The following is a 14,932-nucleotide window of genomic DNA, read 5'->3' on the forward strand; positions in this document are numbered from 1 at the left end:
CCTGCTCCCGCTGCCCGAGGCCGAGTACCGCTTCACCGCCCGCCGCGGCGCCTACGGCAGCTGGCTGGTCGACGGCCCACGGCCGCGCCGGTCTCCGGCCAGGAGTTCCTCGGCCTGCTGACCGGCCTGCTGCCGGCCGGCCGCGTCGTCGACGTCGGCGAGGCACGGGGGACGGAGAGCGGCACCCCGCAGCTGCGGCTGACCCACGACGACGGCCACGGCACGGTGCAGTACCTGTTCTGGATCACACGCGACGCGGGCGGCGCCGACGAGGGCTGCGCGCACACCGCCGCGCCCGACGTCTGCACCGAGTCCACCACGGCGGACGGGTCCCGGGTGGTGGTCTACCAGGCCGGCACCCGGGACGGCGAGCCGGCCGGTGCGAAGACCTGGTCCGCCTCGCTGATCACGAAGAGCGGCTACCACCTGATGCTCCAGGAGTGGAACCGCAGGCCCCTGGAGCAGGGGACGGACATCACCCGGGCCGAGCCGCCGCTGACGGCCGGCCGGATGGTCGAGGTGGTGACGGACAAGCGCTGGGACCGGGTCGCCGCCGCCATCCCGGCGGACGGGCGCCCGGGGGCGGGCGGCGCCCCGGGCGTCGCCGTCACCCCGGGCGGCAAGCCGCTGCTGCCCTCCGACGTCGTCTCCGGGCAGGGCGGGGCCGGGCAGGGGAAGGGCGGTACGCCGCCGCTGCCGCAGCCCGGTGCGACGGGGTCCACGGGCGCGCCCGTGCCGCCCACGGCGGTGCCGGGCGTCCTCGCCCCGCAGAACGGCCCGGCGACGCCCCCGGCCCTCCCCTGAGACGAGGGGCGAAGGGCCCCTACGGCCCCTCAGGCACCCCTCAGCTCGGGCGGTTGCGCTCGTACACCAGGCGCAGGCCGATCAGGGTCAGCCAGGGCTCGTGCACGTCGATGGTGCCGGCCTCGCCGAGGACCAGCGGGGCCAGCCCGCCGGTGGCGATGACCTGGACGTCGTCCGGGTCCTTGGCGAGCTCCCGGGCCATCCGGTCGACCAGGCCGTCGACCTGGCCGGCGAACCCGTAGAGGATGCCGGACTGCATGCCCTCGACGGTGTTCTTGCCGATCACGTTCCGCGGCCGGGCCAGCTCGATCTTGCGCAGCTGGGCGCCGCGCGCGCCGAGCGCCTCCACCGAGATCTCGATGCCGGGGGCGATCGCCCCGCCGACGTAGTCGCCGCGGGCGTTGATCGCGTCGAAGGTGGTGGCGGTGCCGAAGTCGACCACGATGCACGGCCCGCCGTACAGGTGGTTGGCGGCGAGCGCATTGACGATGCGGTCGGCGCCGACCTCCTTGGGGTGGTCCATCAGCACGTGCACGCCCGTCTTCACCCCGGGCTCCACGATGACCGCGGGCACGTCGCCGTAGTAACGGCGCGTCACCTCGCGGAACTCGTGGAGCACCGAGGGGACGGACGAGCAGATCGCCAGGCCCTCCACCGCGGCCTCGTTGACCGCGGTGTGGGAGCCCATCAGCCCCTGCAGGAGCACCGCCAGCTCGTCGGCCGTACGGCGCGGATCGGTGGAGATCCGCCAGTGCTCGACCACGTCCTCGCCGTCGAACAGGCCGAGTGTGGTCTGGGTGTTGCCGACGTCGATGGTGAGCAGCATGGGTGCCTTCTGCGTGAGGGACGATCAGGTGATCAGGCGCGCAGGTCCAGGCCGATGTCCAGGATCGGCGAGGAGTGCGTGAGCGCGCCCACGGCCAGGTAGTCGACACCAGTCTGGGCGACCTCGCGCGCGCTGGCCAGGGTCAGGCCGCCGGAAGCCTCCAGCTTCGCCCGGCCGGCCACCAGCTCGACGGCCTCCTTGAGCTGCGCGACGGTGAAGTTGTCGAGCAGGATCAGGTCGGCCCCGGCCTCCAGCACCGGCGTGATCTGCTCCAGGGTGTCGACCTCGACCTCGACCGGCAGGTCGGGGTACGCGGCCCGGACGGCCCGGAAGGCCTCGGCGACGCCGCCGGCCGCGACCACGTGGTTGTCCTTGACCAGGGCCGCGTCGGACAGCGCCATCCGGTGGTTGGCGCCGCCGCCGCAGCGGACCGCGTACTTCTGCAGCGCGCGCAGGCCCGGGGTGGTCTTGCGGGTGTCGCGGACCACCGCGCCGGTGCCGTCCAGGGCGTCCGTCCAGGCGCGGGTGGCGGTGGCGATGCCGGAGAGGTGGCAGAGCAGGTTCAGCGCGCTGCGCTCGGCGGTGAGCAGGTCGCGGGTGCGGCCGCGGACCGAGAGCAGCACCTGGCCGGCCTCGGCCCGGTCGCCGTCCTGGACGTGCCGCTCGACCTCGAACTCCTCCTCGCAGACCAGCGAGACGACGGCCTCGGCGATCCGCAGGCCGGCCACCACGCCCGCCTCGCGGGCGGTGAAGTCGGCGGTGGCGACGGCGTCGGCCGGCACGGTGGCGACGGAGGTGACGTCCTCGCCGCCGGCCAGGTCCTCGGCCAGCGCCAGGGTGGCGATGTCCTCGACCTCGACCGGGTCCAGCCCGGCCTCCTCCAGCAGCTCGGCGAGCTGCGGGTCCAGGCCGGTCTCGTAGCCCTCGCCGTCCCCGCAGGCGCAGCCGTCGCCGCAGCCTCCGGCCATCGGGAGTTCCTCGTGGGCCTCGTGGGAGTGGGTCATGGTTCTACTGCTCCTCAGGGGTGCTGACAAGGTCGCCGGAGGCGGTGAGGGTGGTGATCAGGTGGCGCCGCCAGGTGGCGTCGTCCCGGTCGGGGAAGTCCTCGCGCCAGTGGCAGCCGCGGGTCTCGGTGCGCTGCGCGGCGGCCGCGACCAGGGCGGTGGCGACCAGCAGCAGGTTGGCGGACTCCCAGGTCTCCACCCGGGGGTCGGCGGGCTTCTCCTCCGCCGCGTGCGTGTGGGCGGTCCCGGCGAGCAGCGCGAGCCCGGCGGCGGTGCCGGCCATCGAGGCGGCCGAGCGCAGCACGCCGGCGCCGCGCGACATCAGCCGCTGGATCTCGGCGCGCGCCTCGGGTGCGGGCAGCGGCACCGGGTGCGCGGCCCGGGCGGCCGCGACGTCCACCGCCCGTTCGGGCAGGTCGCCCGCGCGGTGCCGGCCGGCCAGGTCGGCGGCGATCCGTTCGGCGAAGACCAGGCCCTCCAGCAGCGAGTTGGAGGCCAGCCGGTTGGCGCCGTGCACCCCGGTGCAGGCGACCTCGCCGCAGGCGTACAGGCCCGGGACGGTGGTCCGGCCGTGCAGGTCGGTGCGGATGCCGCCGGAGGCGTAGTGCGCGGCCGGGGCGACCGGGATCGGCTCGGTGACCGGGTCGATGCCGTGCGCGCGGCAGGACGCGAGGATGGTCGGGAACCGCTGCTCCCACATCGCGGCGCCGAAGTGCCGCCCGTCCAGATACATGTGCTCGGTGCCCCGGAGCTGCATCTGCCGGGTGATCGCCTTGGCGACGATGTCGCGCGGGGCCAGCTCGGCCAGCTCGTGCTGCCCGACCATGAACCGGGTGCCGGCCGCGTCGACCAGGTGGGCGCCCTCGCCGCGGACGGCCTCGGAGACCAGCGGCTGCTGGCCCTCGGCGTCGGGGCCGAGCCAGAGCACGGTCGGGTGGAACTGCACGAACTCCAGGTCGGTGACCTCGGCGCCGGCCCGCAGCGCGAGCGCCACGCCGTCGCCGGTGGAGACCGCCGGGTTGGTGGTGGCCGAGAAGACCTGGCCCATGCCGCCGGTGGCGAGCACCACCGCGCGGGCCCGGATGGCGCCGACGCCGTCGCGCTGGCCCTCGCCCATCACGTGCAGGGTGAGGCCGGCGGCGTGCCCGTCGGCGTCGGTGAGCAGGTCGAGGACGAGGGCGTGCTCGATCAGCTCCAGGCCGGGGTCGCTGCGGACGGCGGCGACCAGCGCGCGCGATATCTCGGCGCCGGTGGCGTCCCCGCCCGCGTGCGCGATCCGGCGCCGGTGGTGGCCGCCCTCGCGGGTGAGCAGGATCTCGCCGTCCTCGCCGCGGTCGAACGCGGCGCCGGTGGCGATCAGCCGGCGGACGGAGTCCGGGCCCTCGGTGACGAGGGTGCGCACGGCGTCCTCATCGCAGAGCCCGGCGCCGGCCACCAGGGTGTCGTCCAGGTGCTGTTCGGGGGTGTCGCCCTCGCCCAGGGCGGCGGCGATGCCGCCCTGGGCCCAGCGGGTGGAGCCGTCGTCGAGCATCGCCTTGGTGACCACCACGGCCCGCAGGCCGGCCTTGCGGACGTTGAGGGCGACGGTGAGACCGGCCACGCCGGAGCCGACCACGACGACGTCGGTGGTGGTCGTCCAGCCGGGGGCGGGGGCGGTGAGGCGATGGGTGACGGGCATGACTTCAGTGGCTCCTTCAGCGCGCGACGGCGTTGGCCGCGCCGTTGCCGTCACCGTACGCCTCGTCACCCCGGAGCAGTCCGGTGCCCTCCCCGGCCTCGGCGGGGTCGCCGCCCGTGCCGGTGATCCGGTTCTCGGCGTCCACGAAGACCACCTTCGGCTGGTAGCCCTTGGCCTCGGCGGTGTCCATCTGCCCGTAGGCGATGAGGATGACGAGGTCGCCGGGGTGGACCAGGCGGGCCGCGGCGCCGTTGATGCCGATCACGCCCGAGCCGCGCGGGCCGGCGATCGTGTAGGTCTCCAGCCGGGCGCCGTTGTTGATGTCGACGATGTGGACCAGCTCGCCGGGGAGCAGGTCGGCGGCGTCGAGCAGGTCCTCGTCCACCGTGACGGAGCCGACGTAGTGCAGGTCGGCCTGGGTCACGGTGGCCCGGTGGATCTTGGACTTGAGCATGGTGCGGAGCATTGCGGGTCACGCCTCCTGTGAGTGCATGCCTGAAGGGGGACTGCTACCGGGTTTCCGGGGCACGGGGTCCGTGCCTGCCGGAGGTCTGCCTAGCGGCAGATGATGCGGACGTTGTCGATCAGGCGGGTCGTCCCCACCTTCGCGGCCACGGCCAGCACCGCCTCGCCCTGGAAGTCGTCCGCCGCTTCGGTGAAGTCGTGTGGGTCGATCAGGGCGAGGTAGTCCAGGGTGACGCCCTCGGCGCCGTCGAGGGCGGCCGAGGCGGCCTCGCGCACGGCCTTCGGGCCCTGCGCGGCCACGTCGCGGCCGGCGAACAGCGCCCGGGAGAGGGCGAGCGCGTGCTCGCGGTCCTCCGCCGAGAGGTAGCGGTTGCGGGAGGAGAGCGCCAGGCCGTCCTCCTCGCGGACGGTCGGCACGCCGACGATCTCGACGTCGAAGTCCAGGTCGGCCGCCATCCGGCGGACGATCGCCAGCTGCTGGGCGTCCTTCTCGCCGAAGAAGGCGAAGTCCGGGTCGGTGATGTGCAGCAGCTTGGCGACCACGGTCAGCACGCCGTCGAAGTGGCCGGGCCGGGTGGCGCCCTCGTAGCGCTCGCCCATCGGGCCGGCCGTCAGGCGGACCTGGGGCTCGCCGTTCGGGTAGACCTCCTCGGCCGACGGTGCGAAGACCACGTCGGCGCCGTTCTCCTCGGCGAGCCGCACGTCGTCGTCGAGGGTGCGCGGGTAGCGCTCCAGGTCCTCGCCGGCCCCGAACTGCAGCGGGTTGACGAAGACGGTGACGGCGACCCGGCCGTCCCGGCCGACCTGCTTGCGGGCGGCGCGGATCAGCGCGGCGTGGCCCTCGTGCAGTGCGCCCATGGTCATCACGACCGCGTTGTCGACCGGCTGCTCGTCCGGCCAGAAGGCCGCCTCGAAGTCGCCGACGGTGTGCGTCACGACGGCCCGGTGGACCTTGGGTGCGCGCTGGGCCTTGCCCGGCTGCTTGCCGCGTGCCATTACTGCTTCTCCTCGTTCAGTACGTCCAGCAGTGCCGCCGCCGACGCTTCGTCGATCGTCCCGTGCGCGAGCGCCCGCTGGGCGGTGGCGCGGGCCATCGCCCGGTAGGCGGCCGGGATGTCCGGGGACACCGTACTGAGCTGCGCCAGGTGGCGCCGCACGGTGCCGGCGTCGCCCCGGGCGACCGGGCCGGTGAGGGCCGCGTCGCCGGAGCGCAGGCTGTTGTCCAGGGCGGCCCCGAGCAGCGGGCCGAGCAGCCGGCCGGGCTCGGCGACCCCGGCGGTGCGCAGCAGCTCCATCGCCTGTGCGACCAGGGTGACCAGGTGGTTGGCGCCGTGCGCGAGGGCCGTGTGGTAGAGCGGGCGGACGTCCTCCGGCACCCACTCGGGCTCGCCGCCCATCTCGACCACCAGTGCCTCGGCGACCGGGCGGAGCTCCTCGGGCGCGGTCACCCCGAACGGGCAGCCGGCCAGCCGGGCGAGGTCGACCGAGGTGCCGGTGAAGGTCATCGCGGGGTGCAGCGCCAGCGGCAGCGCCCCGGCCCGGGTGGCGGGCTCCAGGACGGCGACGCCGTGCGCGCCCGAGGTGTGCACGACCAGCTGGCCGGGGCGGACGGCGCCGGTCGAGGCGAGGCCGGCCACCAGGCCGGCCAGCGCGTCGTCGGGGACGGTGAGCAGTACGAGGTCGGCGGCGGCGAGCACCTGCGGCGGGGTGACGATCCGCACGCCCGGCAGCAGCGCGTCGGCGCGGCGGCGGGAGGCGGCGGAGACCCCGGAGGCGGCGACCACCCGGTGCCCGGCGAGCTGTAGGGCGGCGCCGAGCGCGGGGCCGACCCGGCCGGTGCCGACCACGCCCACGGCGAGCCGGGCCGGGCGGTTGCCGGGGTCCGTCGGGTCGCCGAAACCGTCGGCGAGCGGGGCGAAGTCGTCGAAGTCGGACGTACTCACGGCTCGGCCTGGTCCTCACTCTCCGTTCCGGTCCTCTTCGGGTACCGGACGCACCGGCCCATTCTACGGGCGGCGGACGGTCAGTCCGCGGCCCCTGCCCGGATCAGCCCGGCCTCGTACGCCAGGACGACGGCCTGCACCCGGTCGCGCAGGCCGAGCTTGGCCAGGATCCGGCCGACGTGGGTCTTCACGGTGGCCTCGGAGAGCACCAGCCGGGTGGCGATCTCGCCGTTGGACAGGCCCTGGGCGACCAGCAGGAAGACCTCGCGCTCGCGCTCGGTGAGCGGGCCGAGGGTGTCCGGGCCGGGCGCGGTGGCCGGGGTGGGCAGCACCTCGGCGAAGCGGTCGATCATGCGGCGGGTGGTGGTCGGGGCGACCACCGCGTCGCCGCCGTGCACCGCCCGGATCGCGGCCACCAGCTCGGTCGGCGGCACGTCCTTGAGCAGGAAGCCGCTGGCCCCGGCCTTGAGCGCGGCGAAGGCGTACTCGTCCAGGTCGAAGGTGGTGAGGATGAGCACGTGCGGGGCGTCCGGCAGCGGGCTGCCGTCCGGGGCGAGGCAGATCTGCCGGGTGGCCTGCACGCCGTCCAGGCGGGGCATCCGGACGTCCATCAGGATCACGTCCACCGTCGTGTGCTTCAGCCTCTCCAGGGCCTGCGCGCCGTCGCCGGCCTCGGCGGCGATCTCGATGTCGCCCTGTGACTGCAGGATCATCCGGAAGCCGGTGCGCAGCAGCTCCTGGTCGTCGACGAGCATCACGCGGATGGTCAAGGTGGCTCCTGGGGGGTTCGTGGGACGGCGACGCGGTGGACGGGGTCAGTGGGCTGCCTTGAGCGGCAGGACGGCGCGGATCCGGAAGCCGCCGCCGGGGCGCGGCCCGACGTCGAGGCTGCCGCTGACCATGCCGACCCGCTCGCGCATGCCGATCAGGCCGTGGCCCTGGCCGTCGGCGCCGCCGCCGGCCAGCTGTTCGTCGGTGGAGCCGCGGCCGTCGTCCTCGATCAGGACGGCGAGTTCGCGCTCGCCGAAGTCGACCGCGACCCGGGCGTGCACGTCGGGGCCGCCGTGCTTGCGGACGTTGGTGAGCGCCTCCTGCACGATCCGGTAGACGGTCAGCTCGACGCCGCGCGGCAGCTCGCGCGGGTGGCCGGAGGTCGCGAAGTCCACCTGGAGGCCGGCCGTGCGGACCTGGTCCAGCAGCTCGGGCAGCTCCTCGACGCCCGGCTGCGGCACGTACTCCTCGGCGGTGTCGGCGGTGCGCAGCACGCCCAGCAGGCGGCGCATCTCGACCAGTGCCTGGCGGCCGGTGGAGGCGATCGTGCCGAGCGCCTCCTTGGCCTGCTGCGGCGAGTTGTCCAGCACGTACGCGGCGCCGTCGGCCTGGACGATCATGACGGAGACGTTGTGCGCGACCACGTCGTGCAGCTCGCGGGCGATCCGGGCGCGCTCGGCGGCGACCGCCACCTTGGCCTGGGCGTCCCGTTCGCGCTCCAGCCGGGCGGCCCGGTCCTCCAGCTCGACCAGGTAGGCGCGGCGCACCCGGGTGAGCCGGCCCCACGCCCAGCAGAGGATGAACGGGGTCGACATCAGCGCGGAGACCAGCAGGAACTCGGCGACGCTGCGGTGCTGCCCGTGCCAGACGCCGTCGTCGTCGGTGTAACCGCCGGACGGGTAGCGGGCGAGGGTCAGCGGCCCGGCCAGCAGTCCGCCGACCAGGGCGAGCCGCGACGTCCAGGCCGCGCCGAAGGCGGCGCCGGTGTAGGCGAAGACCAGGTAGCCGATGCTGGACGCGGCGACCGGGACCCCGAGGACGACCTGCAGCAGCCCGGTCCCGCCGGCCAGGGCGACGGTCAGGTTCGGCATGCGGCGGCGGAAGACCATCAGCAGCGGGATGAACAGCGCGATGGCGTAGTGGACGCCGAGCCGCCAGCCCGACGCGCTGGTGCTGTCAGGCAGGACGCTGAGGAAGAGCACCAGCGCCGCCCAGGCGGAGTCGACCACCATGGGGTGACGGCGGAGCCAGGCGTTGAGTCGATGCACGTCTAAAGCGTAGGCAGTCGCACGGCGTGCCCAGGTCCGCCGGGAGGGCGATCCGTCCTACTCCCTAGGTCGGAGAAGCCCCGGCTCCGGTTGGGAGGGTGCCCCCGGACCCCGGTAACGTCCGCCCGCATGACCTGGATGCGCTGGCGGCCCGCCATGGAACGCGCCCTGTACGACCCCGACGGCGGCTTCTACCGCAGGCCGGAGGGCCCGGCCGGGCACTTCCGCACCTCCGTGCACGCCTCCCCGCTGTTCGCCCGTGCGGTGGGCCGGCTGCTGCTGGAGGTTGACGCGGCCCTCGGCCGCCCGGAGGAGCTGGCGTTCGTGGACGTCGGGGCGGGCCGCGGTGAACTGCTGGCCGGCGTGCTGGCCGGGCTGCCGGACGCGGTGCGCGCCCGGCTGCGGCCGTACGGGGTGGAGATCGCCGCCCGGCCCGCCGGGCTGCCGTCCGCGGTCCGGTGGACGGACGAGGTGCCGCGCGGCGTCACCGGGCTGCTGTTCGCCAACGAGTGGCTGGACAACGTGCCGCTGGACGCCGGCGAGGTGGACGGGGACGGGGTGCTGCGCTACGTCGAGGTGGACACCGTGACCGGGGCCGAGCGCCCGGGCGGGCCGGCGGACGCGGCGGACGCCGCCTGGGCGGCCCGCTGGTGGCCGGCCGCCCGGCCGGGGGACTTCGTGGAGTTCGGTGGCCCCCGGGACGCGGCCTGGGCGCACGCCGTCGCCGGGCTGGAGCGCGGCCTCGCCGTGGCCGTCGACTACGGGCACACCGCCGGGCGCCGCCCGCCGCTGGCCACCCTGACCGGGTTCCGGGCCGGCCGGGAGGTGCCGCCGGTGCCGGACGGCTCCTGCGACGTCACCGCGCACGTGGCCCTGGACGCGGTGGCCGTGCCCGGTCTCCACAGCCTGTGGACGACGCAGCGCGAGGCGCTGCGGGCGCTCGGCGTGAGCGGCGCCCGCCCGGCGCTCGCGCTCGCCTCCACCGACCCGGTGGCCTACCTGAAGGCGCTCGGCGGGGCCGGGGAGGCCGCCGAGCTGACCGATCCGGCAGGTCTGGGCACCTTCGGCTGGCTCGCGCAGGCCGTCCGCATGCCGGTACCGGAGAGCCTGGGGACCCTGCCGGGATGGCAGACTCTGGGGTCATGAGGGAGACCACGGTCGGCATCGGGGCGGGAGCCGAGAACTTCACGGGCGAGGCGGGCACCACCGACATGGTGCTCAACATCGGCCCGCAGCACCCCGCGACCCACGGCGTGCTGCGCCTGAAGCTGGTGCTGGACGGCGAGCGGATCGTGTCCGCCGAGCCGGTGATCGGCTACATGCACCGCGGCGCGGAGAAGCTCTTCGAGGCCCGGGACTACCGGCAGATCATCATGCTGGCCAACCGGCACGACTGGCTCTCCGCCTTCGCCAACGAGCTGGGCGTGGTGCTGGGCGTCGAGCGGATGCTCGGCATGGAGGTGCCCGAGCGCGCGGTCTGGATCCGCACCCTGCTTGCCGAGCTGAACCGGGTGCTCAACCACCTGATGTTCCTCGGCTCCTACCCGCTGGAGCTGGGCGGGATCACCCCGATCTTCCACGCCTTCTCCGGCCGCGAGGACCTCCAGCACGTGCTGGAGGAGGCCTCCGGCGGCCGGATGCACTACATGTTCAACCGGGTCGGCGGCCTCAAGGAGGACCTGCCGGCCGGCTGGCTCGGCCGGGTCCGCGCGGCGGTCGGCGTCGTCCGTTCCCAGCTGCCGGTCTTCGAGGAGCTCGTCCTCGGCAACGAGATCTTCCGCGCCCGCACCGCCGGCGTCGGCGTCCTCACCAGGGCGCAGGCCGAGGCGTACGGGGTCAGCGGCCCGATCGCGCGCGCCAGCGGGCTGGACTTCGACCTGCGCCGCGACGAGCCGTACCTGGCCTACGGCTCGGACGAGCTGCGCTCGGTGCTGACCGTGGTCACCCGCGAGGAGGGCGACTGCCTGGCCCGGTTCGAGTGCCTGCTGGAGCAGACCGTCAACGCGCTGGACCTGGCCGACGCCTGCCTGGACAAGCTGGCCACGCTGCCGCCCGGCCCGGTCAACCTGCGGCTGCCCAAGGTGCTCAAGGCCCCCGAGGGCAGCACCTACGCCTGGACCGAGAACCCGCTCGGCGTCAACGGCTACTACCTGGTGTCGCGCGGCGACAAGACGCCGTGGCGGCTCAAGCTCCGCTCGGCGTCCTTCAACAACATCCAGGCGCTGACCGAGCTGCTGCCCGGCACCCTGGTCGCCGACATGGTGGCGATCCTGGGCTCGATGTTCTTCGTCGTCGGCGACATCGACAAGTAGCCGGGGCTCCCGAGGGAGCGGCCGCTCCGCTACTCCGGCTTCCCGGCCTTCGCCCCGGCCCTCTTCGCGGCCTTTCCGGCCGGGTCGGCCGGGTGCGGGGCCAGCCTGCGGTCGCCCTTGCTCGCGATCCGCTGCTCGCACAGGCCGGCCAGCACCTCGTACGCCGCCTTGCCCATCAGCTCGGTGAGCTCGGGGCGGTAGCTGATGTACACCGGGTCGGCACCCTGGTGCGCCTCCGGGCTGCCCGTGCACCACCAGTGCAGGTCGTGGCCGCCCGGGCCCCAGCCACGGCGGTCGTACTCGCCGATGGTGACCTGGAGATACCGGGTGTCGTCCGGGCGGTCGATCCAGTCGTAGGTGCGGCGCACGGGGAGCTGCCAGCAGACGTCCGGCTTGGTCTCCAGCGGCTCCCGGCCCTCCTTGAGGGCGAGCGCGTGCAGGGCACAGCCGGCGCCGCCCGCGAAGCCGGGGCTGTTCACGAAGATGCAGGCGCCGTCGACCCGGCGGGTCTGCCGGTCGCCGTCCTCGTCGAGCATGGTGATGCCGCCGTCGGTGCGGATCCGCCCCTTGGCGTCGGTGCCGTGCGCGTGGTTCTCCCAGAGCTCGGGCGTCAGCCGGGCCGCGTGGCCGGTCACCCGCTTCTCGTCGTCCTCGTCCGAGTAGTGCGCACCGAGCGTGCAGCAGCCGTCCGACTCGCCGCGGCCCTCGCGGATGCCGTGGCAGCCCTGGCCGAAGATGCAGCTCCAGCGGGAGGTCAGCCAGGTGAGGTCGCAGCGGAAGACCTGCTCCTCGTCGCCGGGGTCGGCGAACTCGGCCCAGGCGCGGGGGAAGTCGAGCGGGACCTCGGTGCGCGCCTCGGTCCGCAGGGTGGGCATCGCGAGGTCGACCGCGGTGGAACCGGTCTTGGACTTCTTCTTGGACGTTTCTGCTGCTGCCACCTGGCAAGGGTAGAGCCTCGGCGGGGGTGCGAACCCCCCGTGGCTTGGGCATTTACGGCGATTTCACCGGGCGGTGGCGAGGTCGTGACCGGGCGGAGCCGGTTCCGGCCTTGTGCAGGCGGGGTGAAGAGGTTCCGGCGCGCTGCGGGCGGCCCCGGGGGCGGGCCTAGGATGGCGGTTCGCTACGGGGGAGGTACGGGGATGGCCGGCGGCAGCAGTACCGGTGGCGGCGAGTTCGTCATCAAGCCGTGGGAACTGCACGGCGAGGGGCGCGAGTTCGAGAAGATCTCGGCGGACTTCGGGAAGGCCGTCGGCGCCCTGGAACAGGGGCTCGCCGCGCTCGGCAGCCCGTGGGGCCTGGACAAGCCGGGCAGCGGGTTCGCCGCGGTCTACCAGGACGCGCACGGCGGGGTGCTCGGCGGTCTGCGCGGGCTGGCGGGGCGGCTCGGCCAGGTCGGCTCCGGGCTGCACACGATGGCCGAGCGGACGGCGGACGCCGACACCGCGGCAGCGTCGGGGTTCGGTGCGGCGGCGGGGGCGGGACGCGGTCCGGTGCGGCCGGGCGCAACCCCGGGGGCCGGGAAGACCGTCCCCAAGGACGTGTCGGCCTGACGGCCCGGCCCGAACAGCCCGTACACCGTCGTCGGAACGCCGCGGCCCGGACGTCTTCGTCACGTCGTGGTCCGTGCACCGGAACGCTCCGCGCGCCCGGATCCGTACGCCGGGAGCCGTGCGCGCCGGACGGGCCGCCCGCCGGAGTCCGCACGGCCGGAGTCCGAAGTCCGCAGATCTGATGTCTGCACGTCCGAGTTCTGCACGTCCGAGTTCTGCACGTCGAAGGGGGAATCGCGTGTCCCGGAAGCTGCCCGAGGAGCTGGCACCGGTACTGGCCAGGACCGGCCACCAGTGGCCGCAGGCCGACGAGGACGGGCTGCGCAGGGCGGCCGGGCTCTGGCGTGAGTTCGGCATCGAGGCCGAGCGCCTCGGCAAGCGCGGCGGCGACTCCGCCAAGCGGGTCGCCGGGGAGAACTCCGGCCGCGCGGTGGAGGCCTTCGAGGCGTACTGGCAGGCGTTCAGCGGGGGCGGCAAGGGCCACCTGGACGACGCCCACTCCGCCGCCGGCCTGGTCGGCGGCGCCTTCGACCAGGCCGCCCGGGCCGTCGACAGCTGCAAGGCCGACATCGTCGCCACCCTCACCGAACTGGCCGCCGAGCTGAAGCAGGCCGAGGAACAGGCCGCCCGGGCCAAGGAGGCCGCCGCACAGGTGGCCACCGCCACGCAGAGCACGGAGGCGGCACCCGGCGGTGTCTTCGGCGGGCTGCGGCAGGGCCTCAACGCCGTGGCGACCGGGGTGCAGAACGCCGCCACCGCGAAGCTCGCCGAGGTGGCGGCGGCGGTCGCCGTCGAGAGCGCCAAGCTGAAGATCGGCGGGCTGCTGGAGGAGCTCGGCCGGGCCATGAAGGACGCGCTCAGCGGCACGCTCAAGGAGCCCGCCGTGCACGCCCTGCTGCGGATCGGCCCGGCCGGGGTCACCCCCGGCGTCCGCCCGGCCTGGCTCACCAGCGGCCCCGGCGGCACCTTCGACCCGGTGGCCGCCGGACTGCCCGCGGCGCTCGGCGAGCCCGGCGTGCTCGGTGCGGGCGGCGCCGGCCTGACGGTGGTGGTCGGCAAGGACGGCAAGCCGCTGATGGGCGAGGACGGCAAGCCGCTGGTCGGCGTGCCCGGGCTCGCGGTCAAGCTGGACGAGGCCGGCAAGCCGGTGCTGGACGCGCAGGGCAAGCCGGTCATCCTCCGGGCCGACGGCACGCCCGTCCCCGACGCGAGCGGGCTGCTCGTCGTCCAGGGGGCCGACGGCAAGCCGCTGGTCGGGGTGGAGGACCTGACCGTGAAGCTGGACGAGCGCGGGCGGCCGGTGCTCGGCAAGGACGGCCGGCCGGTGCTGACCGACAAGGACGGCCAGGAGGTCCCGGAGGCGCTGTCCGAGCTCGCGGCGGGCGGCGGCCGGGGCGGCCACGGGCTGCCCGGCAAGCCGGGCGGCCCGCTCGCGGACGGGCCGGGCGCGGTGCTGCCGGGCACGCCCGGGGCGCCGACGGCACCCGGGGTGAACGTGAACGCCGGACCGGGCGACGTGGTGATCATGGCCGGGGCAAAGGACGGCGGCACCGGCCCCGGCGGCGGCGACGGGCACGTCCGGGCCGGCAGCCAGGGCGGCCCCGGGGGGCCGGTCGTGGACGCGTCCGCCGCGTCCGGCGGCTGGGCGCCGGTGCGGACCGGGCCGGTGAACGGCGGCGGCGACTGGTCGCCGCCCGCCCACGCGGACGCCCCGGGACGGCCCGCCGGGCCGGTGCACACCGGCGGCGGCGGAGGCGGCGGCCCGGCCGACGGGGACTACGACCTCGCGCCGGCCGCCGCGGCACCGGCCCCGCACGCCGGTGGCGGCGGCGGCCCGGTCACCGTGCGGACGGACTCGGTGCTCGCCCCGCCCGCGCCCACGGCGCCCACGGCGCCCATGACGTACCCGCACCACCAGCCGGGCCCCGACACGTCCTCGGGCGGCGGCCCCTCCTACGGCACCACGTACGGCGGGCCGTTCAACCTGCCGGGCGGCGGACCTGCCGCCGCGGGACCGGTCGGCCCCGGCCCGTTCGCCGGCGGACCGGCCGGGGCACCGGCCGGCCACCCCGGCACCGGCTACGGCGGCCCCGCGGGCGCCGGGCACGGGCCGGCACCGTTCGGCAGCGGCACCGGCGCGGGTGCGCCCGGCGGGCCCGCCGGGCCGTCCGGCCCGATCGGCGTCCCCGGCGTCGTGGGCACCCCGGTGCCCGGCGGGGCGGGCGCCGCGAGGGGGTGCCACCGTCGTCCGCTCACCGGGGCTCCAACGGGATCGCGGCGGACACGACGGTGCCCTCGCCGGGGGTGCTCT

The 14,932-nt window shown here is 75.3% G+C and carries 12 protein-coding genes and 2 pseudogenes; 5 read left to right on the plus strand and 9 right to left on the minus strand.

Annotated elements, in window-relative coordinates; all coding sequences use genetic code 11:
- Positions 1-804: pseudogene (locus tag ABZ885_RS23865) on the plus strand (hypothetical protein); the annotation flags it as partial.
- A 40-nt stretch (positions 805-844) separates the two neighbouring features.
- Here the strand turns inward: ABZ885_RS23865 and ABZ885_RS23870 are convergent.
- The 8 genes from ABZ885_RS23870 to ABZ885_RS23905 all read right to left on the minus strand — a co-directional run bounded on the left by ABZ885_RS23870 (position 845) and on the right by ABZ885_RS23905 (position 8,759).
- Positions 845-1,630 carry a type III pantothenate kinase gene (locus tag ABZ885_RS23870; RefSeq protein WP_360192108.1) on the minus strand — a complete coding sequence of 262 codons (786 nt, stop codon included), beginning with the start codon at positions 1,628-1,630 and terminating at the stop codon, positions 845-847.
- 32 nt (positions 1,631-1,662) lie between these two features.
- The gene (nadC, locus tag ABZ885_RS23875) at positions 1,663-2,634 is read right to left on the minus strand and encodes a carboxylating nicotinate-nucleotide diphosphorylase (protein ID WP_360192111.1); all 972 of its coding nucleotides are present in this window, start codon (positions 2,632-2,634) and stop codon (positions 1,663-1,665) included.
- 4 nt (positions 2,635-2,638) lie between these two features.
- A complete protein-coding gene (locus tag ABZ885_RS23880; protein ID WP_360192113.1) occupies positions 2,639-4,312 on the minus strand; it encodes an L-aspartate oxidase in 1,674 nt (557 codons plus the stop codon).
- Between the two features lie 16 nt (positions 4,313-4,328).
- Entirely contained in the window at positions 4,329-4,778 is a 450-nt protein-coding gene (gene panD, locus ABZ885_RS23885; protein WP_360192116.1) for an aspartate 1-decarboxylase, read from the minus strand.
- A gap of 89 nt (positions 4,779-4,867) precedes the next feature.
- Positions 4,868-5,773 carry a pantoate--beta-alanine ligase gene (panC, locus tag ABZ885_RS23890; RefSeq protein WP_360192119.1) on the minus strand — a complete coding sequence of 302 codons (906 nt, stop codon included), beginning with the start codon at positions 5,771-5,773 and terminating at the stop codon, positions 4,868-4,870.
- The gene (locus tag ABZ885_RS23895) at positions 5,773-6,720 is read right to left on the minus strand and encodes a DUF2520 domain-containing protein (RefSeq protein ID WP_360192122.1); all 948 of its coding nucleotides are present in this window, start codon (positions 6,718-6,720) and stop codon (positions 5,773-5,775) included. The genes panC and ABZ885_RS23895 overlap by 1 nt, the downstream gene beginning before the upstream one ends.
- A gap of 80 nt (positions 6,721-6,800) precedes the next feature.
- Positions 6,801-7,490, minus strand: coding sequence for a response regulator transcription factor (locus tag ABZ885_RS23900; protein ID WP_360192125.1), 690 nt, complete (start codon positions 7,488-7,490; stop codon positions 6,801-6,803).
- A gap of 45 nt (positions 7,491-7,535) precedes the next feature.
- Positions 7,536-8,759, minus strand: coding sequence for a sensor histidine kinase (locus ABZ885_RS23905; RefSeq protein ID WP_360192127.1), 1,224 nt, complete (start codon positions 8,757-8,759; stop codon positions 7,536-7,538).
- A gap of 129 nt (positions 8,760-8,888) precedes the next feature.
- Between ABZ885_RS23905 and ABZ885_RS23910 the strand changes: the two genes are divergently transcribed.
- Together ABZ885_RS23910 and ABZ885_RS23915 are read left to right on the plus strand one after the other, a co-directional pair.
- Complete coding sequence (locus tag ABZ885_RS23910; protein ID WP_360192130.1) at positions 8,889-9,905, plus strand: SAM-dependent methyltransferase; 1,017 nt, start codon at positions 8,889-8,891, stop codon at positions 9,903-9,905.
- A complete protein-coding gene (locus tag ABZ885_RS23915; protein ID WP_360192132.1) occupies positions 9,902-11,071 on the plus strand; it encodes an NADH-quinone oxidoreductase subunit D in 1,170 nt (389 codons plus the stop codon). The genes ABZ885_RS23910 and ABZ885_RS23915 overlap by 4 nt, the downstream gene beginning before the upstream one ends.
- A 29-nt stretch (positions 11,072-11,100) precedes the next feature.
- Here ABZ885_RS23915 and ABZ885_RS23920 read toward each other — a convergent pair whose 3' ends face one another.
- Positions 11,101-11,946 (minus strand): hypothetical protein, encoded by an 846-nt coding sequence (locus ABZ885_RS23920; protein WP_360192137.1) that lies wholly within the window; start codon positions 11,944-11,946, stop codon positions 11,101-11,103.
- 264 nt (positions 11,947-12,210) lie between these two features.
- Here ABZ885_RS23920 and ABZ885_RS23925 point away from each other — a divergent pair, with 264 nt between their 5' ends.
- Positions 12,211-12,621 carry a hypothetical protein gene (locus ABZ885_RS23925; protein ID WP_360192135.1) on the plus strand — a complete coding sequence of 137 codons (411 nt, stop codon included), beginning with the start codon at positions 12,211-12,213 and terminating at the stop codon, positions 12,619-12,621.
- Positions 12,622-12,859: 238 nt separating this feature from the next.
- Positions 12,860-14,932 (plus strand): annotated as a pseudogene (locus tag ABZ885_RS23930) (hypothetical protein); the annotation flags it as partial.

Origin of the sequence: Kitasatospora sp. NPDC047058 (genome assembly GCF_040643935.1) — a bacterium.
In the GTDB taxonomy this organism is placed as follows: domain Bacteria; phylum Actinomycetota; class Actinomycetes; order Streptomycetales; family Streptomycetaceae; genus Kitasatospora.

Excerpts from the sequence above, each read along its gene's own strand:
- panD (WP_360192116.1), bottom strand. The coding sequence starts at position 4,778 with ATGCTCCGCACCATGCTCAAGTCCAAGATCCACCGGGCCACCGTGACC.
- ABZ885_RS23920 (WP_360192137.1), bottom strand. The coding sequence starts at position 11,946 with ATGCCCACCCTGCGGACCGAGGCGCGCACCGAGGTCCCGCTCGACTTC.
- ABZ885_RS23870 (WP_360192108.1), bottom strand. The coding sequence starts at position 1,630 with ATGCTGCTCACCATCGACGTCGGCAACACCCAGACCACACTCGGCCTG.
- ABZ885_RS23910 (WP_360192130.1), top strand. The coding sequence starts at position 8,889 with ATGACCTGGATGCGCTGGCGGCCCGCCATGGAACGCGCCCTGTACGAC.
- ABZ885_RS23915 (WP_360192132.1), top strand. The coding sequence starts at position 9,902 with ATGAGGGAGACCACGGTCGGCATCGGGGCGGGAGCCGAGAACTTCACG.
- nadC (WP_360192111.1), bottom strand. The coding sequence starts at position 2,634 with ATGACCCACTCCCACGAGGCCCACGAGGAACTCCCGATGGCCGGAGGC.
- panC (WP_360192119.1), bottom strand. The coding sequence starts at position 5,773 with ATGGCACGCGGCAAGCAGCCGGGCAAGGCCCAGCGCGCACCCAAGGTC.
- ABZ885_RS23925 (WP_360192135.1), top strand. The coding sequence starts at position 12,211 with ATGGCCGGCGGCAGCAGTACCGGTGGCGGCGAGTTCGTCATCAAGCCG.
- ABZ885_RS23880 (WP_360192113.1), bottom strand. The coding sequence starts at position 4,312 with ATGCCCGTCACCCATCGCCTCACCGCCCCCGCCCCCGGCTGGACGACC.